Here is a 24,165-nt window from a genome sequence, read left to right as displayed (position 1 = left end):
GCGGCGCGCCGTGATGCAAGAGTAGATGCTGGGACGTCGCAAAAGGGAGGCGGCGATGCGGCAACTTGCTGGAAAGACCGCATTTATCACCGGTGCGGCCAGCGGCATCGGATTGGCGTTGGCCACGGCCTTTGCCGGCGAAGGCATGAAAGTCATGCTCGCCGACATCGAATCGGCGCCGCTGGACCGGGCCGTCGAGGCGCTGCGCGCCTCCGGAGCGGAGGTCCGTGGCGTCGTCTGTGATGTCGCCGATCCCGTCAGCATGGATGACGCAGCAGACGCCGCGTTCCGCGCCTTCGGCAATGTCCATGTTCTCTGCAACAATGCCGGCGTCGCCGCCGGCGGCGGCATCGAGCAGATTTCGATCGAGAGCTGGCGCTGGGTGATCGACGTCAACCTGATGGGCGTCGTGCACGGCATCAAGAGTTTCCTGCCGCATATCCGCCGGCACGGCGAAGGCGGCCATATCGTCAACACCGCGTCGATGGGCGGGATGAATGCCGGGCTCGGCTTCAGCCCGTACTCGGCGAGCAAGTTCGCCGTCGTCAGCATGTCCGAGGGACTCGCCTGGCAGCTCGCGCCTGATGGCATCGGGGTCAGCGTGCTCTGCCCGAGCTATGTGCGCACCCGGATCGGCGAGAGCGGGCGCAACCGCCCCCGGCGGTACGGGCCGACCCCCGAGTTCGATCCCACCGGGCCGGCGGCCGCGATGGTCGCGGAGATCGCGCAGCAGCTTGAGGCCGGGCTCGATCCTGCGGTGGTGGCGGCGCGAGTTGTTTCCGCGATCCGCGAGAATCGGCTCTACATTTTCACCCATCCCGGCATGCGGGCCGAGGTCGAAGACCGTTTTGCGACGATTCTGGCCGCAATCGATGCGTTTTCCGACCAATAGCCGGTCTCGGCAATAGGTCTGACGGACCGTTGATGGTGCTATTCCTCCCCACAAAACGACGCTAGATATGCGCCCGCCGGATGGGGCGGATGGCATGCCCGCCGGCAAGGCGCAGAACATAGGGGCTCGGCACGTGGACATGGACGCACTGAAACGCCAGGCGGCGGCGCGCGCGCTCGACGAGGTGCACGACGGCATGAAGCTCGGGCTCGGCACGGGCTCCACCGCCAAGCATTTCGTCGAACTACTCGGCGAGAAGGTGCGGTCCGGCCTGAATGTCGTCGGCGTGCCGACCTCGGAGGCAACCCGCGCGGATGCGATCCGCTGCGGTGTCCCGCTGGCCACTCTGGACGACATCGATCATCTCGACCTCACCGTCGACGGCGCCGACGAGATCGATCCCGCGTTCAACCTGATCAAGGGCGGCGGCGGCGCGCTGTTGCGTGAGAAGATCGTCGCGGCCGCCAGCGATCGCATGATCGTGATTGCCGATGACAGCAAGTGGGTCGAGGCGCTCGGCCGCTTTCCCTTGCCGGTCGAGGTGATTCCGTTCGGGCTTGCCGCGACCAGGGCGGCGATGGCGCACGCCTTCGCAAAGGCCGGCGTGTCCGGAGAAATGGTTATTCGCAAAGGCAAGGACGGTCACGTTTTCGTCACCGATGGCGGCCACTGGATCGTCGACGCCCATCTTGGCCGGATCGGCGATCCGCCGCGCTTGGCCGGTCTGCTCAGCGTGATCCCGGGCGTGGTGGAGCATGGTTTGTTCATTGGGCTCGCGAGCGGTGTCGTTCTGGCCGGCGCGCAGGGAATTCGGGTTGTTGAACGGCGATGACGCCGCAAGCAAGGAGACTTGGAATGAAGCGTTTCTCGGGACTTTTGTCGGCTGCGACCCTTGCGGTCGGATTGGCGCTGGCTTCGGCGCCGGCCATGGCGCAGCAGCAGCAGCCCGCGCCGCCGAAGGTCAAGCAGTCCTCGCCCGCGGCGATCGCCTACGCCAAGGAGATCCTGGCGCTCAAGAACGTGGCGACCATGTATGCGGGCGCCGTTCCGGGCATTGTCGAGAAGACCAAGACCGGTCTGCTGCAACAATATCTCAACTACCAGAAGGATCTCGACGAGGTCGCGGTCATCGTCGCCAAGAACATGGCCGGCCGTGAGAAGGAGATCGGCGAGGGCATGGCGCAAATCTATGCCAGCGAGTTCACCGAGCAGGAGCTCAAGGACCTCGTGGCGTTCTACAAGTCGCCGCTCGGTCAGAAACTTTTGACCTCCGAGCCTAAGGCAATCACGGACTCGCTGAACTATATGCAGCAATGGGCGCAGCAGTTCGGCGTGATCGTCGCGGCCCAGTTCAAGGCCGAAATGAAGAAGCGCGGCAAGGACATCTAAAGCGCGCCATGCCATTGGGCCTCCTCATGGTGAGGAGCGCGGACCATGCGTCTCGAACCATGAGGCCTCCACCAGCGGCCTCAATTCTTCGAGACGTCCGCTTCGCGGGCTCCTCAGGATGAGGAGAGCGAGTTGTGCGAGCCGGTTTCCGGCGGAGTTGCTGAAACTGAGATTTGACCATGGCTGATTTCGACGTCGACCTGTTTGTCATCGGTGGTGGTTCGGGCGGGGTTCGCGCCGCCCGCATCGCGGCCGGCCATGGCGCCAGGGTGATGGTCGCCGAAGAGTATCGGATGGGCGGCACCTGCGTGATCCGCGGCTGCGTGCCGAAGAAGCTCTTCGTGATCGGCAGCCACGTCCATGAAGAGATCGAGGACGCAGCCGGTTTCGGCTGGAGCATCGGGCAGGTCTCCTTCGATTGGGCGACGCTGGTCGCCAACAAGGACAAGGAGATCGCCCGCCTCGAGCGCGCCTATACCGCCAATGTCGAGAAATCCGGCGCCACGGTGGTGAAGACCCGCGCGGTGCTGGAAGACGCTCACACCCTCAGGCTCGCGACCGGCGAGCAGGTCACGGCGAAGTACGTCCTGATTGCGACCGGCGGCGCGCCCAATCACGGCCCGGCGATTCCCGGCATCGAGCACGTGATCTCCTCCAACGAGGCATTTCACCTGAAGGAGTTGCCGAAGCGCATCGTGATCCAGGGCGGCGGCTATATCGCGCTGGAATTCGCCGGCATCTTCGCCGGCTTCGGCTCGGACGTCACCGTGATTTATCGCGGCGACAACATTCTGCGCGGCTTCGACGAGGACGTGCGCAAGCATGCCCGGGCCGAGATGGAGAAGCGTGGCATCACCATCATCACCGGCTGCACGGTGACGAAGGTCGACAAGCACGGTGAGGGGTTCACCACGCATCTCTCCAGCGGCTCAAGCATCGCCTCCGACCAGGTGATGTTCGCGATCGGCCGGCATCCCAACGTCGCCAATCTCGGCCTCGAGACGGCGGGCGTCGCCATCAATCCGGCCAACGGCGGCATCCAGGTCGACGGCTGGTCCAAGTCCTCGGTCGACAACATCTACGCAATCGGCGACGTCACCCACCGTACCAATTTGACGCCGGTCGCGATCCGCGAGGGGCACGCCTTTGCCGACACCGTGTTCGGCAAGCGGCCTGTGCAGGTCGATCACGCGACGATCCCGACTGCGGTGTTCTCACAGCCCGAGATCGGCACCGTCGGCCTCACGGAAGAAGAGGCGCGGGCGCAGTTCAGCCACGTCGACATCTACAAGACCGATTTCCGTCCGATCAAGGCGACGATGTCCGGGCGCGACACCCGCGTGCTGATGAAGCTCGTGGTCGACGGCACAAGCGACCGCGTGCTCGGCTGCCATATCGTCGGCGATGATGCCGCCGAAATCACGCAAGTCGTCGCGATCGCCGTGAAGATGAAGGCGACCAAGGCCGATTTCGATGCCACGATGGCGCTGCATCCGACAGCCGCCGAAGAGCTGGTGACGATGCGCAGCCCCACCGCGCGCCACGTCCGGCAGGCGGCGGAGTAGGGTGCGCCCTCGCGGCCTGAAAGACCTGAAAACTGTGCGCGACTTCTCCGAGCCCGGCGACGTTCAGGGCAGATGAATTTGGATCGAATTGGTTCGGCTACGGACTCGCTTCACCTCTCCCCGGTGGCCCCAGTGGAGAGAGGTCGATTTGCGCAGCAAATCGGGTGAGGGCCTTTCACACTCACGAGAGACCGTAACCGTCACCCGGCGCCACGCGCCGACCTCTCCCGAGGGAGAGGTGAGCCTCGGTTGTGCTCCTCCAGCTCAACCTAATCGCATCGCGCTACAGCCGTTCGAGTTACCCCGCCGACTCGCCGCGGGCTGATTGGCGTGCCGGTTCCGTTGTCCTATGATGGCGACGGTGCAGCCTCGATGCGGCACTTGTTGTGCGCAAGGGTGCTGCCCGGCGACACGGGAGGGACTCATGGCCGCGCTGGTTTATGGAGTGCTTTCTTACATCCTATTTCTGTTGACGTTCCTGTATGCCATCGGCTTCGTCGGGAATATCGTCGTTCCCAAATCCATCGATCATGGCGGTGCAGCCGCCTCGACCACGGAAGCATTTGTCGTCGATCTCGTGCTGCTCGGTCTGTTCGCGGTCCAGCACAGCGTCATGGCCAGGCAGGGCTTCAAGCGATGGTGGACCGGATTTGTACCGGCTTATGTCGAGCGCAGCACATATGTGCTGTTCGCCACGTTGATCTTGATCCTGTTGTTCTGGCAATGGCGTCCGCTGACCTCCGAGGTCTGGACCGTCAGCGCCCCGGCCGGCGTTGCGATCCTGCAAGCCATCTTCTGGATCGGGTGGGGCATCGTGTTGCTCGGCACGTTCCTGATCAATCATTTTGATCTCTTTGGGCTTCAGCAGGTCTACGCCCATTCGCAAGGAAAGGTGGCGGAGTCACCGAGCTTCAAGACGCCGCTGTTCTACAGGTTCGTTCGCCATCCGATCTATCTGGGCTTTATGCTGGCCTTCTGGTCCACTCCGACGATGACGGTCGGGCATCTGCTGTTTGCAGTCGCGACGACCTGCTACATCCTGATCGGCATCTTGCTGGAGGAGCGCGACCTCGTGAAATTCCACGGCCAGGCTTATGTCGAGTACCAGCAGCGTGTGTCGATGATTATCCCGATGCCCCCGAAAGGGACCTGAGATCGGACGGTGCGCCAGCACCCAGCCGCTCCCATGCTGACGCGGGCTGCGACAGACCTGCCATAGGTGTGCTATGCTGACGCGCCCGGCCGGCTGCGATCCCAAAGAGCGTCAGCAGAGTGATCGAGGAACCTCGCGGCGGGCTGGAAGTTGGACTTACGTAGCAAGAGCTGCGCGGCGATCCCGGGTGTTCCGGGCGTAAAGCGCGGCAGATGAGCTACGTCGTTGCGGTAGCGATTGCATTTCCAAACGATTTCTCAGGAGGGAGGCCATCCATGACTGGTCCAACCGAGCAGGAGATCCGGACCCGCGCCTACGAACTCTGGAAGGCTGCCGGCGAACCTCGGTGCAAGATGGACGTGCTCTGGTATCAGGCCGAAAAGGAATTGCTCTCAAAGAAATCCGGCCGCCGAGACGGCTCCTCCGACGTGGCCGAATGCCAGAAGGAGCCCTCCCATCAGGCGGAGCGTTGGAGGAAATCCAGCAAGCCAAGAAAGGCGGTCCAGCACCGCAGTTGAGATTGTAGCCATTCCCGACTCGGCCGTCCGCGTCCGTGGTGAGGTGGGTACGTTCGTCAGGGTAGGGAGAGGGGTAGTCCCGGGGCGAGATCACCGATGACGGCATCGCCCTCGCAACTTGCGTTCGCTTGTCGTTGTTACGAATGCGGAGAGCGCACGTCGTGTGCCGCCCGGCTTTCCCTGCGCCCTTTGTTTGAGGAGAAGGCGAAACGAGACGCAAGCCTCGGGCGAAACCTGCCGCGAGAATGCGGGGCACATCCTCCGTCGTCATGCCCGCGCATGCGGGCATCCAGTACGCTGCGGCCTCTCGGCTCAAGCACCGGCGTCTCTGCAATACTGGATCGCCCGCATGCGCGGGCGATGACACTACAGATGGGGCGAGCTTGCGATTCAATGACGGAGGTCTGCGCTTAGTCTTCCGTCTCGATCCACTCCGCCGCACCGCGCCACAACCTGTCGCGATGCTCCCCGCGGAAGAACCGAGATGGCCTCGAGCATTCATGGTATGATCCAACAAATGCAAATCCGGCCTTTCCTGCAAGAGATTGACGGAGTTGCCGGAATCCTTCTAGCGGGGTTGGGGGAGCCTGTGTATAACCCGGGCCTTTCCTCGACCGTGGATTAACTTGCGGTTTTTGCTCAGGAGTTGACCTCATGTCCGAGCGGTGGACACCCGATAGCTGGCGCGCCAAGAAGGTCGTGCAGGTTCCCGACTATCCCGATGCCAAGGCATTGGCGGACGTCGAGGCCCAGCTTGCGACCTTTCCGCCGCTGGTGTTCGCCGGCGAAGCGCGCAACCTGAAGAAGGCGCTGGGCCGGGTCGCCGCGGGCGAAGCCTTCCTGCTGCAGGGCGGCGATTGCGCCGAGAGCTTTGCCGAGCACGGCGCCAACAACATCCGCGACTTCTTCCGCGTGCTGCTCCAGATGGCGGTCGTGCTTACCTATGCAGGCGCGCTGCCGGTGGTGAAGGTCGGCCGCATCGCCGGGCAGTTCGCCAAGCCGCGCTCGTCGCCGACCGAGAAGCAGAACGGCGTCGAGCTGCCGAGCTATCGCGGCGACATCGTCAACGACATCGCGTTCACGCCCGAAGCGCGGATTCCCGACCCGCAGCGGCAGTTGATGGCCTATCGCCAGTCGGCGGCGACGCTGAACCTGCTGCGCGCGTTCGCGACCGGTGGCTTCGCCAATCTCGGCAGCGTGCATCAGTGGATGCTCGGCTTCTTGAAGGATTCGCCGCAGTCACGCCGCTACAAAGAGCTGGCCGACCGCATCTCGGACGCGCTGAACTTCATGCGTGCCTGCGGCCTCGACCTCGAAAGCCATCCCGAGCTGCGCGCCACCGACTTCTACACCAGCCACGAGGCGCTGTTGCTCGGCTACGAGCAGGCGATGACGCGGGTCGATTCCACGACCGGCGACTGGTACGCGACCTCGGGCCACATGATCTGGATCGGCGACCGCACCCGTCAGCTCGACCACGGCCATGTGGAGTATTTCCGCGGCATCAAGAACCCGATCGGCCTGAAATGCGGTCCGTCGCTGAAGCCGGACGAGCTGCTGAAGCTGATCGATGTGCTGAATCCGGACAACGAGCCGGGACGGTTGACGCTGATCAACCGGTTCGGCGCCGACAAGGTCGGTGACCATCTGCCGGGCCTGATCCGCGCCGTGCAGCGGGAAGGGCGCGTGGTGGTGTGGTCGTGCGACCCGATGCATGGCAATACCATCACATCGACATCAGGCTACAAGACCCGGCCGTTCGACCGCGTGCTGTCGGAGGTGAAGTCGTTCTTCCAGGCCCACGCCGCCGAGGGCACGCATGCCGGCGGCGTGCATCTGGAGATGACCGGGCAGGACGTCACTGAATGCATCGGCGGCGCGCGCGCCATCACCGATGAGGATCTCAACGACCGCTACCACACGGTCTGCGATCCGCGCCTCAACGCTGAACAGTCGATCGACATGGCTTTCCTGATCGCCGAGCTTCTAAAGCAGGAACGCGCCGGCAGGACCAAGCCGATGCCGGCCGTCGCGGGGCTGTGATTTGGGGGCAGTGACTTGCTGAGGTTCTGGCGAGCCACCATCAACTCGCGCAACGGGCTGGCCTTCGCGATTCGCTCGGAGCAGGCGATACGCGAGGAGGTGGTGGCGCTGGCGCTCTCGCTGCCGCTGGCCTGGCTGGTCGGCGCCACGATGATGCGCCGGGTCGAGCTGGTTGCGACCGTGGTGCTGGTGCTGGTCATCGAGCTGCTCAACACGGCGATCGAGAAGCTCGCCGATCGCCTGACCATGGATCACGATCCGCAGATCGGGCGGGTCAAGGACATGGGCTCCGCCGCGGTCGGCGTCGCGCTGGTCATGGCCGGGCTGTTCTGGCTGTTCGCCCTCGCCGAACGCATGGGCGCGTTCTAATCCGGGCAGATTGAAGTTTGGCCTCGAGCAGGACAACTTAAGGATATGAGCGAACAACAGATCAAGATCACCCTGGCGCAACTCAACCCGACGGTGGGTGACGTCACCGCGAACACCGCGAAGGCGCGCACCGCGCGCGAGCGGGCGAAGGCCGACGGCGCCGATCTGGTGGTGCTCTCGGAACTGTTCATCGCCGGCTATCCGCCGGAAGATCTGGTCTTGAAACCGGCGTTCCAGTCGGCCTGCCGGCTTGCGATCGAGGAGCTGGCGCGTGAGACCGCCGATGGCGGGCCGGCGATGCTGATCGGCACGCCCTGGGTCGAGGACGGCAAGCTCTACAATGCCTGCGCGCTGCTCGACGAGGGCCGTATCGCTGCACTTCGCTTCAAGGCCAACCTGCCGAACTACGGCGTGTTCGACGAGAAGCGGCTGTTCGCGCGCGGGCCGGCCTCGGGCCCGATAACGGTGCGCGGCGTGCGGATCGGGGTGCCGATCTGCGAGGACATCTGGCTCGAGGAATCAGAGGAATACGAGAACGTCGTCGAGTGCCTGGCCGAGACCGGCGCCGAAATCCTGATCGTGCCGAACGGTTCGCCCTACGCCCGCGACAAGACCGACCTCCGCCTGTCGATCGTGGTGGCGCGTGTCACCGAGAGCGGGTTGCCGCTGATCTATCTCAACGAGATCGGCGGTCAGGACGAATTGGTCTTCGACGGCGCCTCGTTCGCGCTGAACGCCGACCTCTCGCTCGCGGCGCAGCTTCCGGCGTTCGAGGAGAACATCACCACATTGTCCTGGCGCAAGACGCCGGACGGCTGGCGCTGCAATGGTCCGATCGTCGAGCTTGTCGAGGGCGACAAGGCGGATTACGCGGCCTGCGTGCTCGGCCTGCGCGACTATGTCCGCAAGAACGGTTTTCCGGGCGTGCTGCTCGGCATCTCCGGCGGCATCGATTCCGCGCTGTGCGCCGCGATCGCGGTGGATGCGCTCGGCACCCAGATGGTGCGTGGCGTGATGCTGCCGTTCCGTTACACCGCGCAGGTGTCGCTCGACGATGCCGCCAAGCTCGCGGCCGCGCTCGGCATCCGCTACGAGGTGCTGCCGATTGCCGACGCCGTGAACGGCTTCGAGAAGATCCTGGCGCCGGCGTTCGCCGGCCTGGAGCGCGACATCACCGAGGAGAACCTGCAGGCGCGCGCCCGCGGCACCCTGTTGATGGCGATCTCCAACAAGACCGGCGCCATGGTAGTGACCACCGGCAACAAGTCGGAGATGTCGGTCGGCTACGCCACGCTCTATGGCGACATGAACGGCGGATTCAACCCGATCAAGGACATCTACAAGACCGAGGTGTTCCGCCTGTCGTCCCTGCGCAATTCGTGGAAGCCGGACGGCGCGCTCGGACCGTCGGGCGAGGTGATCCCGGTCAACATCATCACCCGTCCGCCGAGCGCGGAATTGCGCGAGAACCAGACCGACCAGGATTCGCTGCCGCCTTACGACGTGCTGGACGCGATCCTCGAACGTCTGGTCGAGCGCGAGGAGCCGCTGGCAACCATCATCGCCGCCGGCTTCGACCGCGACGTGGTGACACGCGTCGACCGCCTGCTCTATATCGCCGAGTACAAGCGCCGGCAGGCGGCGCCGGGCGTCAAGGTCACCGCCAAGAATTTCGGCCGCGACCGCCGCTATCCCATCACCAACCGCTTCCGCGATCCCGGCAAGGTCTGGCCCGCGCCGGACGAGCAACTCGTGGCGCGCACCAGCCGTGCGTCGGCGGAGGCGTTCGAGGGCTGAGTCATCGAGCGTTTTCGAGCGAATTGGCTACCGGTTCGCGTGAAGAAAACGCGTCAAAACAAGAATCTAGTGCTTCGGTGGAATGAAGGTCGGTCCGACCGTGCGGATCTGACCGTCGCTGGACGGCACGGCTGGAGCCGTGGCGTCCGCTGCTGCCGGCTGCTGCTGCGCCGCTGCTGGCGCACCCTTCTTGCCGGACTTCGTCGCCTGCTGCTGCGCCCGCAACTGCATTTTCCGCGCGCTCTCCTCGGTGACGACGATGTCGCCCTGCTCGACACTGGCCCTGTCGTCGATGCCCTTCAGCGCCTCCGCCCAGCTCTGGCCGGCCGCCTTGCAGGAGCAGGAAGGGTTGAACTCGGTGCGGTACTTGAAGGCGTTCGGCAGCGAGGTGTAGGGCTGACCGCTGATCGACACCGCCTGGTTGATGTCCTCGCCGGGATTGCGATAGGCGAACAGGCTCGCTTCAGCGGCAGGGCACTGCGCCTTGCACACGCGCTCGTCGTCGGCGAAGCGCGCCTGCACGGTCGCAAACGAGATCGGGAAATAAGCGCCATCGCAGGTGCGCACGCAGACGGTGCGATAGGTGCCGGACTGCGCGCCGTATTCGGGACCGGGCGGGGGTATCTCCGGGTCCGGGCTGGCGTTGCCGCCGCCACCGAACAGGTTCTCGAGGAAGCTGCCCGGGCCGCGCGCTGCGGCCGCCGCATATTGCGGGCCGCAATTGTTTTGCGCCAGCGCGGTCAGCACCGAGCGGCGCTGGTTCTCGCGGTCGGCGCCGCCGAGCCCGCCGGAGCGCAGCCGCTCGAGATTGGCGGTCATCTGGTCGAGATTGGCGCGCATCTGCTGGATCTGGTTGTTGACCGGACCGCACTGCGCCGAGTTGTTGTTGAACAGCGAAAAGAAGCCGGAGCTGTCGCAGCCCATGCGGCGAGCCTGCGCGGTCACGCGATCAAGCTCGCCCTGCTGCCTGGTTGCCGCGTCCTGGTAGCGGCGGATCTGCTCTTCCCTGGCCGGATCGCCGCTGCCGCCGCCGCGGTCGATAGACGCCAATTGTCCCTCAAGCCGCGCGCACATCGGGTTGGCTTGCGCCTGTTGCGGAGCCGGTCCGGGCGGGCCCGGGTTCACTTGCGCGAAAGCGTCGGAGGCGGGCAGGGCAATGCCGGCAAGAACGGCGCAGGTCAAAAGCCATCGGGAGAAGCGAAGATCGGAGGTCTTGGGCATATCTGGCCATTAGAACGACGCCGCGCAGCGAGCAAACGCCAAAGTGCGGCCAAGGCGGGCCTGCAATAGCCTTTTCTCGGGGCAGCGTCACGTCGTTTCCGGGGCACCGATGTGGCAAAAAGCCCGGCTTGACCAGCCGCTTGGCCCGCATTCAGCGCTGGCAGGTGATGGCGACGTAGTCGCCGCAGCTATTCCCGTTGCATTTGTCGCTGGCTGCGCCCGGAATCGCGGCGGTGATCTCGGAAGGCTCGACGCGGCGGTAATTCGTCGCCTGTGCAAAATCGCGTGACTGGCAGTAGGCGCGCGCGGCATAGGCGCCGCATTTGTCACCGTGCGCCAGGCACTGGTCGACACCGTAGCCATCGGCCTGGTTGGCGATGATGAAGACACGGCTGTCGGCGAGCGCGGCTGAGGCACTGAGCAGGGACGCGCAGGCGATGAATGCTGAAATGAACCGCATGGTGCACAAGGGAACCGGATGGTCTCCGTTGCATCACCGGATACGCCCGAATCCTTAATAATGATTAACCTTGAGGGGCTTGGAGCGATTTTCGCTGCTGGACAGGTGCAAGCGATCCAAGAACAGGCTCTTGACGGCACAAAGCGGCCATGAGACACGGTGGAACCATGAACGGCCACCTCGCCATCTGCAGCATTTGCCGCGAGATTATTAGCTAGCGATTCGCTGGCTGAGGCCGTCTTTTCTCAATCACCCTGAGATCATTGGACCGCCCGGCCGCAAGGGATGGGTTTTCCATGGAATTGCGACTCTACGATACGCTGACCCGGGAGAAGCGGCCGTTCGTGCCGCTCGATGCCGATAACGTCCGCATGTATGCCTGCGGACCGACGGTCTATGACTTTGCCCATATCGGCAACGGCCGCGCCGCGATTGTCTTCGACGTGCTGTTCCGCGTGCTGCGCTATCGCTATGGCGAGGGTCATGTGACCTATGTCCGCAACATCACCGACGTCGACGACAAGATCAACGTTCGCGCCGCGCGGGACTTTCCCGGCGTGCCGCTGAACGAGGCGATCCGCAAGGTCACCGAGCAGACCTACCAGCAGTACCAGGACGACGTCACGGCGCTCGGCTGCTTGGCCCCGACGGTGCAGCCGCGCGCGACCGAGCACATCCCGGAGATGCGCGCGATCATCGAGAAGCTGGTCGCCGGCGGCTTCGCCTATGTCGCCGAGGATCACGTGCTGTTCTCGCCGCAGGCGATGAATGCGGCCAATTCGGTGCTGCCGCGCTATGGCTCGCTGTCCAAGCGCTCGCTCGACGAGATGATCGCGGGCGCCCGCGTCGACGTCGCGCCCTACAAGCGCGACAATACCGACTTCGTGCTGTGGAAGCCGTCGAAGCCGGGCGAGCCGTCGTGGCCGTCACCCGCGGGCATCAAGGTCGAAGGCCGGCCCGGCTGGCACATCGAGTGCTCGGCGATGGCCTGGAAGCATCTCGGCGAGAAGTTCGACATCCACGGCGGCGGCATCGACCTGGTGTTCCCGCACCACGAGAACGAGCTGGCGCAGACCTGCTGCGCCTTCCACGCCGACCGCATGGCCAATGTCTGGATGCATAACGGCTTCCTGCAGATCGAGAGCGAGAAGATGTCGAAGTCGCTCGGCAACTTCTTCACGATCCGCGATCTCTTGGCCGACTGGCCGGGCGAGGTGCTGCGGCTTGCGATGCTGAAGACGCATTATCGCTCGCCGCTCGACTGGACGGTGAAGGCGACCGAAGAGGCCGCGAAGACGCTCGACGACTGGTACGCGGTCGCGGCCGACGCCGAACCCGGCTCGCCGTCGCCGGCGATGATCGAAGCGCTCTACGACGACCTCAACACCGCGCAGGCGATGGCCGTGCTGCACGGTCTGCGGCACGCCGCATCAACCGACGAGCAGGCTCGCAGGGAGCTCGCCGGTTCGCTGCGGCAGCTCGGCTTCTTGTCGGAGAGCGCGGCTGCATGGAAGAGCCGCAAGCAGCAAGCCAGCGGGATCGACGCCAACGCGGTCGAAGCGCTGATCGCTGAGCGCAGCGCGGCCCGTGCGCGCAAGGACTTCAAGGAGTCCGACCGGATCCGTGATCTGCTCGCCGCCATGGGCGTGGCGATCAAGGACGGCAAGGATGCCGAAGGAAAGCCAATGACGACCTGGGAGGTCGCACCATGAGCCGTTCCGCCCCCGCACTCCGTCCGTTCCTGCCGGAAGATGCGCCGATCCTGGCGGCGATCTTCGCGGCGTCGATCACGGACCTCACTGGCGATGACTACAGCGAGGCGCAGCAGGAAGCCTGGGCGCTGGCCGCCGAGGACGAAGCGGCGTTCGGCAAGAAGCTCGCCGGCCAGCTCACGCTGATCGCAACGCTGCAGGGCGCGCCGGTCGGCTTCGCCTCGCTGAAGGGCACCGACCAAATCGACATGCTCTACGTGCATCCGAGTGCGGTGGGGCAGGGGGTCGGCGCGGCGCTGTGCGATGCGCTGGAGAAGATCGCGGGCGCGCGCGGCGCCAAGACCCTGACCGTCGATGCCAGCGACACCGCGCTCGAGTTCTTCCGCAAGCGCGGCTACGTCGCGCAGCAGCGCAATTCGGTGACCATCAATGGCGAATGGCTCGCCAACACCACGATGCAGAAGAAGCTCGACGGTGTTGCGACCCCGGGAGGCCACGCATGAGCCGCGAGCGCCTCTATCTGTTCGACACCACGCTGCGCGATGGCGCGCAGACCAACGGCGTCGACTTCACCTTGCAGGACAAGCAGGTGATCGCCAGGATGCTCGATGAGCTCGGCATCGACTATGTCGAGGGCGGCTATCCCGGCGCCAACCCGACCGACAGCGAGTTCTTCAGCAAGAAGCCCGTGTTCGACCATGCCCGCTTTACCGCCTTCGGCATGACGCGGCGGCCTGGCCGCTCGGCCTCCAACGATCCGGGATTGGCCGGCATCCTCGAGGCCAAGGCGGATGCGATCTGCTTCGTCGCAAAGTCCTCCGCCTACCAGGTCCGTGTCGCGCTCGAGACCACCAACGAGGAAAACCTCGCCTCGATCCGCGACAGCGTCGCCGCGGCCAAGGCCCTCGGCCGCGAGGTGATGGTCGACTGCGAGCACTTCTTTGACGGCTACAAGGAAAACCGAGACTATGCGCTGGCCTGCGCGAAAGCAGCCTACGAGTCCGGCGCGCGCTGGGTGGTGCTGTGCGACACCAATGGCGGCACGATGCCGCACGAGGTCGAGACCATCGTCGGCGATGTCATCCAGCATGTACCGGGCGCCAATCTCGGCATCCACGCCCATAACGACACCGAGCAGGCGGTGGCCAATTCGCTGGCCGCGGTGCGTGCCGGCGCGCGGCAGATCCAGGGTACGCTCAACGGGCTCGGCGAGCGTTGCGGCAACGCCAATCTGTGCTCACTGATCCCGACCTTGCGGTTGAAGCAAGAGTTTGCGGAGAAGTTCGAGATCGGCGTCACCGCGGACAAGATGGCGACGCTGATGAAGGTGTCGCGCACGCTCGACGACATGCTGAACCGGGCGCCCAACCGTCATGCGGCCTATGTCGGCGAGAGCGCCTTCGTCACCAAGACCGGCATCCATGCCTCCGCGGTGCTGAAGGATCCGCACACTTACGAGCACGTGCTGCCGGAATCGGTCGGCAATCACCGCAAGGTGCTGGTGTCGGACCAGGCCGGCCGCTCCAACGTCATGGCCGAGCTCGACCGCGCCGGTATCGCCTACGACAAGAGCGATCCGCGGCTGACGCGACTGGTCGAAGAGTTAAAGGAACGCGAGGCGGCGGGCTTCGCCTATGAATCCGCCAACGCCTCGTTCGAGCTGCTGGCGCGGCGCACGCTCGGCAAGGTGCCGGAATATTTCAAGGTCGAGCAGTTCGACGTCAACGTCGAGCAGCGCTACAACGCCAACGGCAAGCGCGTCACGGTGGCGCTCGCCGTGGTGAAGGTCGACGTCGACGGCGAACGGCTGATCTCGGCCGCCGAAGGCAACGGCCCGGTCAACGCACTCGACGTCGCGCTGCGCAAGGATCTCGGCAAGTACCAGAAGTACATCGACGGCCTGAAGCTGATCGACTATCGGGTGCGTATCCTCAATGGCGGCTCCGAGGCGGTCACCCGCGTCCTGATCGAGAGCGAGGACGAGAGCGGCGACAACTGGACGACGGTCGGCGTTTCGCCGAATATCATCGATGCCTCGTTCCAGGCACTAATGGATTCGCTGGTGTACAAGCTGGTGAAGTCGGGCGCACCGACGTGAGGGCGGTGCGCGCCAGCCGTCATTGCGAGCGAAGCAATCCATCCCTCCGCACCCGCTGTGGCATGGATTGCTTCGTCGCTTCGCTCCTCGCAATGACGGGAGGGAGGGAGTCATGATCGATCACATCTCCGTCGGCGTCCGCGATCTCGAACACGCGGCGCACTTCTATGAGCCGACGCTCGCCGCACTCGGGTTGACGTGCCTGGTCACCCGGCCGGCGACGATCGGCTTCGGCAAGGCCTATCCGGAATTCTGGATCAATCTGCGCGCCGGAATGCCGCCAGTGCCGCACGAGAGCGGCACGCACATCTGCCTGCGCGCGAAAACTACCGCCGATGTCGACGCATTCCATGTTGCCGCGCTTGCCGCGGGCGGCCGCTCCGATGGAGCGCCGGGCCTGCGCCCGCATGATCGCGTCCGCTACTACGCAGCATTCGTGCTCGACCCCGACGGCAATCGTATCGAGGCCGTGACCTTTCCGAGCGAGTGAGGTGGACTCAGCCCCGCGTCGCTGTCGACCCGTCGTCCTGAGGTGCTCGCGAAGCGAGCCTCGAAGGGCGGACGGCTACCGGCGGGGCCGTTGTGCTTCGAGACGCGGCGCAAGCGCCGCTCCTCAGCATGACGGAGATAGATTGCGAGCGCGTGGCGGCGTTACAGCCGCCGCGCGACGTCCGGTGCGAGCTCCTTGGCACTCTCCGGCGTCCGCGCCAGCGCCGTGCGCAACCGCGGCAGGATGTCCTCGACGCGGTCGGCCATCAGGACGTTGACGTCGAGCGTCGAGCGGATGAAGTCGGTCGAGCGCATGTGGTTCAACAGCGAGAGCAGGGGCACCCAGAAATTGTCGATATTGGCGAGCAGCACCGGCTTGGAGTGACGGCCGAGCTGCTGCCAGGTCAATTGCTCGACCAATTCCTCCAGCGTGCCGACGCCGCCGGGCAGGGCGACGAACGCATCCGAGCGCTCGAACATCAGCCGCTTGCGCTCATGCATGTCGGGCGTGACGATCATTTCCTGAACCGATGTCAGCGCGTTCTCACGCGCCCGCAAGAATTCCGGAATGATGCCGGTGACGGAGCCACCGTGCTGAAGGGTGGATTTGGCGACCGCGCCCATCAGGCCGATCGACCCGCCGCCATAAACCAGGCGAACGTTGTTCTCGGCGAAGGTCTTGCCGAGCGCGACAGCAGCTTCAACGAAGCGGGGATTGTTACCGGGGCCGGAGCCGCAATAGACACAGACAGTCTTAATTTGGTTCATGTGATCCTTGTGGCACTGCAGCGTAAAAAGGGTCAAGCATAGCATATGGGGATTGAGAGCGAAAAAATCCCGTAAATTCCCGCGAATCGCGAAAGATTTTCGCCGCAACTCTGTACGCGGCAATCAAACGGTCTATATGACGGCGAGAATGTCAAACCGTGGAAAAGATGTGTCGGCAAGTGGGCGCGCCGCCGCGGCCCGGGCGGGCTCCTGATGGCGCCCCCGCACGCGCATGTGCCTGCCGTCGAGCCGCCCGCAGCCACGACGCAGGCGGCCGAAAAGGCGACGCTGATCGGCACGCTCGTTCATCTCTGGCCGTACATCTGGCCGGGCGATCGCGCCGATCTGAAGATGCGCGTGGTCTGGTCGGTGGTGCTGCTGCTGTTCGCGAAACTTGCGACGCTGTCGGTGCCGTTCACCTTCAAATGGGCGATCGATGCGCTGAACGGCGCCGGCTCGGCGCCCGTCGCTTCCTCCAACTGGATGATGTGGCTGATTGCGTCGCCGCTCTTGATGACGATCGGCTACGGCGCGGTGCGCGTCATCATGGCGGTGCTGACGCAATGGCGCGACGGCATCTTCGCCCATGTCGCCATGCACGCGGTGCGGCGGCTTGCCTACATCACCTTCGTCCACATGCACGAGCTGTCGTTGCGCTTCCACCTCGAGCGCAAGACCGGCGGGCTGACCCGCGTCCTCGAACGCGGCCGCACCGGTATCGAGACCATCGTGCGGATGGTGATCCTGCAGTTGATCCCGACCATCGTCGAGGTCGCCCTGCTGGCGGCGGTGCTGCTCTGGCAGTTCGACTGGCGCTACGTGCTGGCGGTGCTGCTCACCGTCGTCGTGTTCATGTATTTCACCTATGTCGCGACCGAATGGCGGATCGAGATCCGCCGCAAGATGAATGATTCCGACACCGAGGCGAACACCAAGGCGATCGACTCGCTGCTCAACTACGAGACCGTGAAGTATTTCGGCGCCGAGGAACGCGAGGCGAAGCGCTACGACCGCTCGATGGAGCGCTACGAGCAGGCCAGCGTGAAGACCTATACCTCGCTCGCGGTGCTCAACACCGGGCAGGCGGTGATCTTCACCGTGGGTCTCACCGCGACGATGCTGATGTGTGCGTTCGGCATCCGCAATGGCACCCATAGCGTGGGCGATTTCGTCATGATCAATGCCATGATGATCCAGCTCTACCAGCCGCTCAATTTCATGGGCATGGTGTATCGCGAGATCAAGCAGGCAATCATCGACATCGAGAAGATGTTCGATGTGCTGGCGCGTAATCCGGAAGTGAAGGATACGGTGGACGCCCGGCCGCTCGTGGTGTCGTCCGGCAGTGTGCGCTTCGAGGACGTCCGCTTCGCCTATGAGGCTGACCGGCCGATCCTCAAAGGGCTCAGCTTCGAGGTGCCGGCCGGCAAGACGGTCGCGATCGTCGGTCCGTCCGGGGCCGGCAAGTCGACCATCTCGCGGCTGCTGTTTCGACTCTATGACGTCTCGGGCGGCCGCATCCTGATTGACGGCCAGGACATCAAATCGGTGACGCAGGCGTCGCTCAGATCGGCGATCGGCATGGTGCCGCAGGACACCGTGCTGTTCAACGACACCATCCGCTACAACATCCGCTACGGCCGCTGGGACGCCAGCGACACCGAAGTCGAGGAGGCGGCGCGGCTGGCTCAGATCGATCATTTCATCCGGATGTCGCCGAAGGGCTATGAGACGCAGGTCGGCGAGCGCGGGCTGAAACTCTCCGGCGGCGAAAAGCAGCGGGTCGCGATCGCGCGCACGGTGCTGAAGGCGCCGCCGATCCTGGTGCTGGACGAGGCGACCTCCGCGCTCGACAGCCATACCGAGGCCGAGATCCGGGACGCGTTGGAGCGGGTCTCGCGCAACCGCACCTCGCTGGTGATCGCGCACCGGCTGTCGACCATCGTCGGCGCCGACGAGATCATCGTGCTGGATCAGGGCCGCATCGCCGAGCGCGGCACGCACGCGCGGCTGCTGGCCGCCGGCGGGCTGTATGCCGGCATGTGGAACCGGCAGCGCGAGGCCGAAGAGGCCCGCGAGCGGCTTGCGCAGATCGATGACGACAGCGAGACGCCCAACCGCCTGCCGCCCTCAGTCGCCGAGCCGGGCCAGGATTCCGCCCCCGTCACGGTCGAGAAACCCTTGCCGACCGCCGCGGAATAGAGGAAGTAGGGCGCCGATCTCCCGCCGAAGGGGCGGGGAACCCAGCGAGTCCTGATGTCCATCGCCAATTCCATCCGCGCGCAGATCCCGCCGATCCACCCGGAGGGCTATCCCTTCATCGGTGGCTTCGCGCTCGCGAGTCTGATCCTGTTCTGGATCTGGACCCCGCTGGGGTGGATCGGGACGCTGCTCACCATCTGGTGCGCGCTGTTCTTCCGCGATCCGGTGCGCGTGACGCCGGTGCGCGACGGCATCGTGGTGTCGCCGGCCGACGGCCGCGTCTCCATGGTGGGCCAGGCACTGCCGCCGGCCGAACTCGGTCTCGGCGACAAGCCGCTGCCGCGGGTCTCGGTCTTCATGAGCGTGTTCAACTGCCACGTGAACCGTAGCCCGGTGGCCGGCCGCGTCGACCGCATCGCCTATCGGCCGGGCGCCTTCATCAATGCCGAGCTCGACAAGGCGAGCGAGGACAATGAGCGCAATTCGCTGGTGATCTCGACGCCGAACGGCCGGATCGGCGTGATCCAGATCGCCGGGCTGGTGGCGCGGCGCATCGTCTGCTTCGTCAAGGAAGGACAGTCGATCGGCGCCGGCGAGCGCTTCGGCCTGATCCGCTTCGGTTCGCGGCTCGACGTCTATCTGCCCGAGGGCACCAGGGCGCTGGTCTCCGAGGGCCAGACCGCGATCGCCGGCGAGACGATTTTGGCGGATTTCCGCGGCGCCGATGCCGGCCGGACGTTCCGCGCCGATTAACGCTGCTTTTGCCAGCCCAATCAGCCGGTTCCTGCCATTGGCGGAGCGGGCGCGTGCTTGCTATATTCGTAAGCCATGATGCCATTCGACCCAGACTCCCCCGAGTTTCGCCGCCGGCGGTTCCGCCCGATCCCGGTGCGGATGCTCGTGCCGAACATGATCACCCTGCTGGCGATCTGTGCCGGCTTGACCGCGATCCGCCTGTCGACGGAAGGGCGGATGGAGCTTGCGGTCGCCGCGATCGTGTTCGCCGCGATCCTCGACGGCATCGACGGCCGGGTCGCGCGCATGATCAAGGGCCAGTCGAAATTTGGCGCCGAGCTCGACAGCCTGGCCGACTTCGTCAATTTCGGCGTCGCGCCCGGCCTGATCCTGTATTTCTGGCAGTTGCATGAGCTGAACAATGGCGGCTGGATCGCCGCGATGGTGTTCGCGATCTCCGGCGGCCTGCGGCTGGCGCGCTTCAATGCTTCGATCGACGATCCCAACAAGCCGGCCTTCGCCGCCAATTACTTCACCGGCGTGCCAGCGCCGGCCGGCGCGATCACCGTGCTGCTGCCGATCTATCTCGCTTTCCTCGGCGTGCCGATGCCGCCGGCGACGCTGACGGCATTCTATACGCTGCTGGTTGCGTTCCTGATGGTGTCGCGGCTGCCGGTATTCTCCGGCAAGACGGTGAAGATGCGGGTGCCGCCGGAAATGGTGCTGCCGGTGTTCGTCGCGGTGGTGTTCTTCGTCGCGCTCTTGATCGGCTATCCCTGGCACATCCTGTCGGCGGGCTCGGTGCTCTATCTGATCAGCCTGCCGTGGGGCTGGAAGTCGTATCGCGACCAGGAGCGCAAGCTTGCCGTGCAGACCCAGGGAGCGAGCGCACCGGCGCCGACAGCGGCACCGGCCTATGCGCCGCCGGCCGCCAGCAACGACCAGGACAATCGTCCGGCAAGGTTGAACTGAGGCGGGCCGCAGGTCTGAAAGCCAAGCCCTATCCACGTCATTGCGAGGCAACGGGCCGCGCGAATGCGCGCCCGATGACAGGCCGCGAAGCAATCCATCCGGCCACACATGCTGAACCGTGGATTGCTTCGTCGCTTCGCTCCGTCAAACAGCGCGGTGTCATCACCCGCGCATGCGGGTGATCCAGTATTCCAGAGGGGCCGGTGCTTGAACCGAGAGGCCGCGGTGTACTGGATGGCCCGCCGGAGCCTGTCATCGGGCGCGCGTTCGCGCGACCCGGTGGCGGGCCATGACGATTGAGAGAGAATGTGCATCCGCATGCTCGCGACATGATTTGTCGAGCTTTGCATCTCGTTCCGCCCTCTAGGAAGAATCCGCCCTCTAGGAAGAAGTGGGTGAGTGCCAGATCAAGTTTGGTCCAGTGCATCTAGGCGACTTCAAGCCGGTCCGAACTCGCAATGACGGAGAACGCCGGTTCGCATCTCCCAAATATCAGCCATGAGCGTTGCCTTGGTTGGGTTCGTGCTCGATCTCGGCTATAGCCTGAGGCCGGCCGATGCCAAATAATCAGGAGAGAAACGCCGTGACGACATCCGCTTCCGCCCCGCTTCCAGCCTCCGTCCTCGAAGCGTTGGCGCGCTACGACACGCCGACGATCTGCAACGCGATGGAGATCGTGGCGCCGGAGCGCCGTCTGATCGGCTACACCGTGAAGCCGCTGGTTTGCCCGTTTCCGACCCTGCCGCCGATCGTCGGCTACGCCCGCACCGCGACGATTCGCTCGGTGCTGAAATCCGGCCTTTCGGCCGAGGAGCAGTCGAAGCGCCGCATCGAATATTACGAATATGTCGGCACCGGCGCCGGACCGCGTATTTCGGTGATTCAGGACATCGACGGGCCCGACGTCGGCTACGGCGCGTTCTGGGGCGAGGTGCAGAGCAACGTGCACAAGGCGCTGGGCTGCCTCGGCGTCATCACCGACGGCTCGATCCGCGACACGCCGCAATGGGCGCCGGGCTTCCAGGCGCTGGCCGGCTCGATCGGCCCGTCGCATGCCTGGGTGCATGCGGAGAGCTTCGGCGGCGAGGTCCGCGTCGCTGGGATGACGGTACGCTCCAATGACCTGATCCACGCCGACAGCCACGGCGCTGTCGTGATCCCCTACGAGGTCGCGGCCAAGCTGCCCGAAGCGGCCGAGCTGTGTGGCCGCCGCGAGGCGCCGATCCTGGAGATCGCGCGCTCCAAGGATTTCACGCTCGAGAAGCTGAAGGACGCCCTGAAGCGCTCGGCCGAAATCCACTGACGTACAAGGTTTCCACGCGCTCTCTCGATCACCTCTCCCCAGCGGGGAGAGGTCGATTTGCGCAGCAAATCGGGTGAGGGGCGCAACTCTTACGAGAGACCGTGACCCCTCACCCGGCGCTACGCGCCGACCTCTCCCAAGGGAGAGGTAAATTTCCGGCACCGCCGGTGCCGGTCAGGCCGGCGCGATCCGGGCGACATCGGAGACGCCGCGAACGATCATGTCGATCGCGACATAGAGGATCACCAGCAGGCCGACATAGGCGATCCAGCGATGGGTTTGCAGCAGCCGGGCGATGAACGAGGCGGCCGCGCCCATCAGCGCGATCGAGAGCATCAGGCCGAACACCAGCACGATCGGCTGCTCGCGCGCGGCGCCCGCGACCGCCAGCACGTTGTCCAGCGACATCGAGACGTCAGCGACGATGATCTGGGTGGTGGCCTGAAGCAGCGTCTTGCGCGGCACCTTCGCGCCGTCAGCGCCGTGCCCCCCCGTTTCGCCGGCCGCGGACGCGCGCAGCTCACGCCACATCTTCCAACATACCCACAGCAGCAGGATGCCGCCCGCCAGCAACAGACCGACGACCTGCATGAGCTGCGTCGTGACGACGGCGAACAGGATGCGCAGCAGCGTCGCGGCGCCGATGCCGATCAGGATCGCCTTGGTGCGTTGCCGCTCGGGCAGGCCCGCGGCGGCAAGACCAATGACGACGGCGTTGTCGCCGGCCAGCACGAGGTCGATCAGGATGACCTGCAACAACGCGCTGAACGTATCGAGTGTGAGAAGTTCGGACATGGGTCATGCTCCCCTTGAGGTCGGAGAGTGGACCGGGTTCGACAGTGCTGGTTGTTGCCGTCGTGCGACGACAAAATCCACCACGGCGCAAATTCGCGTCGCGGGTCGAAGCAGGGCCACTCCAAATGTTCCAGTCCGACATCGCAGCTTGTGGCTGCCAGAGGGGCCCGGCCTGGGATTTACGGTCGCGACGCCGGACGCAGCGCGGCCTGTTCCTCGAAGAACAGCGCCGCCTGATCCGGCTCGCCGAGGATCGCCGCTGCACATCCCATCAGGGTGAACGCACCGGCAAGATCCCATAGGTTCAAGTGCGCCGAAGTGGTTCGCACGCGGATGGCGTACGCCACGACCGCGGCGATTGCGGCCTGCGCGAACAGCAGGATGCTGAGCACGGGCAGGACCAGCCCCGGCTCAAGCAGCCGGAGCGCCACGATCGCCGGCAATGCGGTCAGCACGCCGAACAGGACCAGCATGCCGAATGGCTCCGGTGATGGAGTATTCCGCATGATCCTGTCTGTAGACGATCGGAACATCCTGTGCCCGTTCGCGCCTGCCTGGCCGCAATCGCCCGCCTTGGCTTCGTCGACTTATGCGGAGGATACCAGAACCGCTTGATGTCGAGACGCGGCGTGGCGCCGCAGGAGCGGGTGTTCCGTGCGGCGCCGCGCCGCGCGACCGACTGCGTGGCAATGACCCGGGGTGGAGACGATCACGACGATCTTAAGGTGTCTGACTACATCGTTGCACTTATAAAGCCGTTCTGGCGGCAGGTCTCACGCCATGGCAAAGTCGATATCGCCGACTATCTTTGATGCTGGTGCACGGACGACAAAAGGACGACGGCGATGAAGATGGAAGGCAAGACGGTGCTGATCACCGGGTCCACCGATGGCGTCGGTCGCTATGTGGCGATGAAGCTCGCCACCGCCGGCGCCCACGTCCTGATCCATGGCCGCGACACGCAGCGGGCGCAGACGCTCGCCGACGAGATCAAGCGCGTCAGCGGCCGCGAGCCGATGTTCTATCAGGCCGATCTCTCCTCGCTCGCTGATGTCCGCGAGTTCGCCCAATTGGTGCTGGACGATCAGGAGCGGCTCGACGTTTTCGTCAGCAACGCCGGCATCGGTTCGCAGAATGAAGGGCCGGCGCGACAGACCAGCAAGGACGGGCACGAGCTGCGTTTCGCGGTGAACTATCTCGCCGGATTCTTGCTCACGCATCTGCTGCTGCCGCGGCTGAAGGCGAGCGCCCCGGCGCGCATTGTACAAGTCGCCTCGCTCGGCCAGCATCCGATCGATTTCGACGACGTGATGATCACGAGGAACTACAGCGGCGGCAGGGCCTACGCGCAGAGCAAGCTGTCGCAGATCATGTTCACGATCGACCTCGCAGCGGAGTTACAGGGAAGCGGCGTCACCGTGAACGCGCTGCATCCGGCGACCTACATGAACACCACGATGGTCCGGGCCAGCGGCACCACGCCGATGTCGACCGTGGAGCAGGGCGGCGACGCCATCCTGCATCTGGTCCATGGCGACGACGTCGCCGACCGAAGCGGATTGTTCTTCGATGGCATGCGCGAGGCCCGCGCCCACGCGCAAGCCTACGATGCCGAAGCGCGCAGCAAGTTACGAGCGCTAAGCCTAAAGTTGGCCGGATTGTCGGGTTGACCGCGTGGGATGGA

General features: G+C 64.9%; 24 protein-coding genes. 19 read left to right on the top strand and 5 right to left on the bottom strand.

The annotated features are described in order from the left end of the window. The first annotated feature begins 55 nt into the window (after positions 1 to 55). The 9 genes from P6U25_RS22385 to P6U25_RS22345 all read left to right on the top strand — a co-directional run bounded on the left by P6U25_RS22385 (position 56) and on the right by P6U25_RS22345 (position 9,726). Positions 56 to 892: an SDR family NAD(P)-dependent oxidoreductase gene (locus P6U25_RS22385; protein WP_407146938.1), complete on the top strand. Its 837-nt coding sequence runs from the start codon at positions 56 to 58 to the stop codon at positions 890 to 892. A 133-nt stretch (positions 893 to 1,025) separates the two neighbouring features. Next, entirely contained in the window at positions 1,026 to 1,724 is a 699-nt protein-coding gene (gene rpiA, locus P6U25_RS22380) for a ribose-5-phosphate isomerase RpiA (protein WP_407146937.1), read from the top strand. 23 nt (positions 1,725 to 1,747) lie between these two features. Continuing rightward, positions 1,748 to 2,281: a DUF2059 domain-containing protein gene (locus P6U25_RS22375; protein ID WP_407146936.1), complete on the top strand. Its 534-nt coding sequence runs from the start codon at positions 1,748 to 1,750 to the stop codon at positions 2,279 to 2,281. A 179-nt stretch (positions 2,282 to 2,460) separates the two neighbouring features. Further along, a complete protein-coding gene (gene gor / locus P6U25_RS22370; RefSeq protein ID WP_407146935.1) occupies positions 2,461 to 3,846 on the top strand; it encodes a glutathione-disulfide reductase in 1,386 nt (461 codons plus the stop codon). A 424-nt stretch (positions 3,847 to 4,270) separates the two neighbouring features. Next, the gene (gene mddA, locus P6U25_RS22365) at positions 4,271 to 4,999 is read left to right on the top strand and encodes a methanethiol S-methyltransferase (RefSeq protein WP_407146934.1); all 729 of its coding nucleotides are present in this window, start codon (positions 4,271 to 4,273) and stop codon (positions 4,997 to 4,999) included. 212 nt (positions 5,000 to 5,211) lie between these two features. Beyond that, complete coding sequence (locus tag P6U25_RS22360) at positions 5,212 to 5,517, top strand: DUF2934 domain-containing protein (RefSeq protein WP_407146933.1); 306 nt, start codon at positions 5,212 to 5,214, stop codon at positions 5,515 to 5,517. Positions 5,518 to 6,171: 654 nt separating this feature from the next. Then, positions 6,172 to 7,560, top strand: a complete 1,389-nt coding sequence (locus tag P6U25_RS22355; RefSeq protein ID WP_407146932.1) for a class II 3-deoxy-7-phosphoheptulonate synthase — start codon at positions 6,172 to 6,174, stop codon at positions 7,558 to 7,560. Positions 7,561 to 7,575: 15 nt separating this feature from the next. Continuing rightward, complete coding sequence (locus P6U25_RS22350) at positions 7,576 to 7,929, top strand: diacylglycerol kinase (protein ID WP_407146931.1); 354 nt, start codon at positions 7,576 to 7,578, stop codon at positions 7,927 to 7,929. A 45-nt stretch (positions 7,930 to 7,974) separates the two neighbouring features. After that, a complete protein-coding gene (locus P6U25_RS22345; RefSeq protein WP_407146930.1) occupies positions 7,975 to 9,726 on the top strand; it encodes an NAD+ synthase in 1,752 nt (583 codons plus the stop codon). Positions 9,727 to 9,792: 66 nt separating this feature from the next. On the opposite strand, the gene P6U25_RS22340 is transcribed toward P6U25_RS22345, so the two are convergent. Both P6U25_RS22340 and P6U25_RS22335 read right to left on the bottom strand, forming a co-directional pair. After that, entirely contained in the window at positions 9,793 to 10,947 is a 1,155-nt protein-coding gene (locus tag P6U25_RS22340) for a DUF2865 domain-containing protein (protein WP_407146929.1), read from the bottom strand. Positions 10,948 to 11,098: 151 nt separating this feature from the next. Then, a complete protein-coding gene (locus P6U25_RS22335) occupies positions 11,099 to 11,407 on the bottom strand; it encodes a hypothetical protein (RefSeq protein WP_407146928.1) in 309 nt (102 codons plus the stop codon). 296 nt (positions 11,408 to 11,703) lie between these two features. Here P6U25_RS22335 and cysS point away from each other — a divergent pair, with 296 nt between their 5' ends. From cysS to P6U25_RS22315, 4 genes are all read left to right on the top strand, one after another. Next, positions 11,704 to 13,119: a cysteine--tRNA ligase gene (gene cysS / locus P6U25_RS22330; protein ID WP_407146927.1), complete on the top strand. Its 1,416-nt coding sequence runs from the start codon at positions 11,704 to 11,706 to the stop codon at positions 13,117 to 13,119. Further along, complete coding sequence (locus P6U25_RS22325) at positions 13,116 to 13,622, top strand: GNAT family N-acetyltransferase (RefSeq protein ID WP_407146926.1); 507 nt, start codon at positions 13,116 to 13,118, stop codon at positions 13,620 to 13,622. Before cysS ends, P6U25_RS22325 begins: the two co-directional genes overlap by 4 nt. After that, the gene (cimA, locus tag P6U25_RS22320) at positions 13,619 to 15,217 is read left to right on the top strand and encodes a citramalate synthase (RefSeq protein ID WP_407146925.1); all 1,599 of its coding nucleotides are present in this window, start codon (positions 13,619 to 13,621) and stop codon (positions 15,215 to 15,217) included. Before P6U25_RS22325 ends, cimA begins: the two co-directional genes overlap by 4 nt. Positions 15,218 to 15,329: 112 nt before the next feature. Further along, positions 15,330 to 15,707, top strand: coding sequence for a VOC family protein (locus tag P6U25_RS22315; RefSeq protein ID WP_407146924.1), 378 nt, complete (start codon positions 15,330 to 15,332; stop codon positions 15,705 to 15,707). A 161-nt stretch (positions 15,708 to 15,868) separates the two neighbouring features. Here P6U25_RS22315 and P6U25_RS22310 read toward each other — a convergent pair whose 3' ends face one another. Then, positions 15,869 to 16,474 (bottom strand): TIGR00730 family Rossman fold protein, encoded by a 606-nt coding sequence (locus P6U25_RS22310; RefSeq protein WP_407146923.1) that lies wholly within the window; start codon positions 16,472 to 16,474, stop codon positions 15,869 to 15,871. A 213-nt stretch (positions 16,475 to 16,687) separates the two neighbouring features. Here P6U25_RS22310 and P6U25_RS22305 point away from each other — a divergent pair, with 213 nt between their 5' ends. The 4 genes from P6U25_RS22305 to P6U25_RS22290 all read left to right on the top strand — a co-directional run bounded on the left by P6U25_RS22305 (position 16,688) and on the right by P6U25_RS22290 (position 21,686). Further along, positions 16,688 to 18,676: an ABCB family ABC transporter ATP-binding protein/permease gene (locus P6U25_RS22305; RefSeq protein WP_407146922.1), complete on the top strand. Its 1,989-nt coding sequence runs from the start codon at positions 16,688 to 16,690 to the stop codon at positions 18,674 to 18,676. Between the two features lie 54 nt (positions 18,677 to 18,730). Then, positions 18,731 to 19,429 (top strand): phosphatidylserine decarboxylase, encoded by a 699-nt coding sequence (locus P6U25_RS22300; RefSeq protein WP_407146921.1) that lies wholly within the window; start codon positions 18,731 to 18,733, stop codon positions 19,427 to 19,429. A gap of 78 nt (positions 19,430 to 19,507) precedes the next feature. Beyond that, positions 19,508 to 20,383: a CDP-diacylglycerol--serine O-phosphatidyltransferase gene (gene pssA, locus P6U25_RS22295; RefSeq protein ID WP_407146920.1), complete on the top strand. Its 876-nt coding sequence runs from the start codon at positions 19,508 to 19,510 to the stop codon at positions 20,381 to 20,383. 556 nt (positions 20,384 to 20,939) lie between these two features. After that, positions 20,940 to 21,686 carry an RraA family protein gene (locus P6U25_RS22290; protein WP_407146919.1) on the top strand — a complete coding sequence of 249 codons (747 nt, stop codon included), beginning with the start codon at positions 20,940 to 20,942 and terminating at the stop codon, positions 21,684 to 21,686. 174 nt (positions 21,687 to 21,860) lie between these two features. On the opposite strand, the gene P6U25_RS22285 is transcribed toward P6U25_RS22290, so the two are convergent. After that, a complete protein-coding gene (locus P6U25_RS22285; protein WP_407146918.1) occupies positions 21,861 to 22,481 on the bottom strand; it encodes a TerC family protein in 621 nt (206 codons plus the stop codon). A 179-nt stretch (positions 22,482 to 22,660) separates the two neighbouring features. Further along, positions 22,661 to 22,954, bottom strand: coding sequence for a hypothetical protein (locus P6U25_RS22280; RefSeq protein ID WP_407146917.1), 294 nt, complete (start codon positions 22,952 to 22,954; stop codon positions 22,661 to 22,663). A 156-nt stretch (positions 22,955 to 23,110) separates the two neighbouring features. Here P6U25_RS22280 and P6U25_RS22275 point away from each other — a divergent pair, with 156 nt between their 5' ends. Both P6U25_RS22275 and P6U25_RS22270 read left to right on the top strand, forming a co-directional pair. Next, entirely contained in the window at positions 23,111 to 23,293 is a 183-nt protein-coding gene (locus tag P6U25_RS22275; protein WP_407146916.1) for a hypothetical protein, read from the top strand. A 33-nt stretch (positions 23,294 to 23,326) separates the two neighbouring features. Beyond that, complete coding sequence (locus P6U25_RS22270; protein WP_407146915.1) at positions 23,327 to 24,151, top strand: SDR family NAD(P)-dependent oxidoreductase; 825 nt, start codon at positions 23,327 to 23,329, stop codon at positions 24,149 to 24,151. Positions 24,152 to 24,165 lie beyond the last annotated feature (14 nt).

The sequence above is a fragment of the Bradyrhizobium sp. ORS 86 genome (genome assembly GCF_045571475.1).
In the GTDB taxonomy this organism is placed as follows: Bacteria; Pseudomonadota; Alphaproteobacteria; order Rhizobiales; family Xanthobacteraceae; genus Bradyrhizobium.
This window is presented reverse-complemented; position numbering and strand designations above follow the sequence as displayed.

Excerpts from the sequence above, each read along its gene's own strand:
- P6U25_RS22385 (WP_407146938.1), top strand. The coding sequence starts at position 56 with ATGCGGCAACTTGCTGGAAAGACCGCATTTATCACCGGTGCGGCCAGC.
- P6U25_RS22375 (WP_407146936.1), top strand. The coding sequence starts at position 1,748 with ATGAAGCGTTTCTCGGGACTTTTGTCGGCTGCGACCCTTGCGGTCGGA.
- gor (WP_407146935.1), top strand. The coding sequence starts at position 2,461 with ATGGCTGATTTCGACGTCGACCTGTTTGTCATCGGTGGTGGTTCGGGC.
- mddA (WP_407146934.1), top strand. The coding sequence starts at position 4,271 with ATGGCCGCGCTGGTTTATGGAGTGCTTTCTTACATCCTATTTCTGTTG.
- P6U25_RS22360 (WP_407146933.1), top strand. The coding sequence starts at position 5,212 with ATGAGCTACGTCGTTGCGGTAGCGATTGCATTTCCAAACGATTTCTCA.
- P6U25_RS22355 (WP_407146932.1), top strand. The coding sequence starts at position 6,172 with ATGTCCGAGCGGTGGACACCCGATAGCTGGCGCGCCAAGAAGGTCGTG.
- P6U25_RS22345 (WP_407146930.1), top strand. The coding sequence starts at position 7,975 with ATGAGCGAACAACAGATCAAGATCACCCTGGCGCAACTCAACCCGACG.
- P6U25_RS22340 (WP_407146929.1), bottom strand. The coding sequence starts at position 10,947 with ATGCCCAAGACCTCCGATCTTCGCTTCTCCCGATGGCTTTTGACCTGC.
- P6U25_RS22335 (WP_407146928.1), bottom strand. The coding sequence starts at position 11,407 with ATGCGGTTCATTTCAGCATTCATCGCCTGCGCGTCCCTGCTCAGTGCC.
- cysS (WP_407146927.1), top strand. The coding sequence starts at position 11,704 with ATGGAATTGCGACTCTACGATACGCTGACCCGGGAGAAGCGGCCGTTC.
- P6U25_RS22325 (WP_407146926.1), top strand. The coding sequence starts at position 13,116 with ATGAGCCGTTCCGCCCCCGCACTCCGTCCGTTCCTGCCGGAAGATGCG.
- cimA (WP_407146925.1), top strand. The coding sequence starts at position 13,619 with ATGAGCCGCGAGCGCCTCTATCTGTTCGACACCACGCTGCGCGATGGC.
- P6U25_RS22315 (WP_407146924.1), top strand. The coding sequence starts at position 15,330 with ATGATCGATCACATCTCCGTCGGCGTCCGCGATCTCGAACACGCGGCG.
- P6U25_RS22310 (WP_407146923.1), bottom strand. The coding sequence starts at position 16,474 with ATGAACCAAATTAAGACTGTCTGTGTCTATTGCGGCTCCGGCCCCGGT.
- P6U25_RS22305 (WP_407146922.1), top strand. The coding sequence starts at position 16,688 with ATGGCGCCCCCGCACGCGCATGTGCCTGCCGTCGAGCCGCCCGCAGCC.
- P6U25_RS22300 (WP_407146921.1), top strand. The coding sequence starts at position 18,731 with ATGTCCATCGCCAATTCCATCCGCGCGCAGATCCCGCCGATCCACCCG.
- pssA (WP_407146920.1), top strand. The coding sequence starts at position 19,508 with ATGCCATTCGACCCAGACTCCCCCGAGTTTCGCCGCCGGCGGTTCCGC.
- P6U25_RS22290 (WP_407146919.1), top strand. The coding sequence starts at position 20,940 with ATGCCAAATAATCAGGAGAGAAACGCCGTGACGACATCCGCTTCCGCC.
- P6U25_RS22285 (WP_407146918.1), bottom strand. The coding sequence starts at position 22,481 with ATGTCCGAACTTCTCACACTCGATACGTTCAGCGCGTTGTTGCAGGTC.
- P6U25_RS22280 (WP_407146917.1), bottom strand. The coding sequence starts at position 22,954 with ATGCTGGTCCTGTTCGGCGTGCTGACCGCATTGCCGGCGATCGTGGCG.
- P6U25_RS22270 (WP_407146915.1), top strand. The coding sequence starts at position 23,327 with ATGAAGATGGAAGGCAAGACGGTGCTGATCACCGGGTCCACCGATGGC.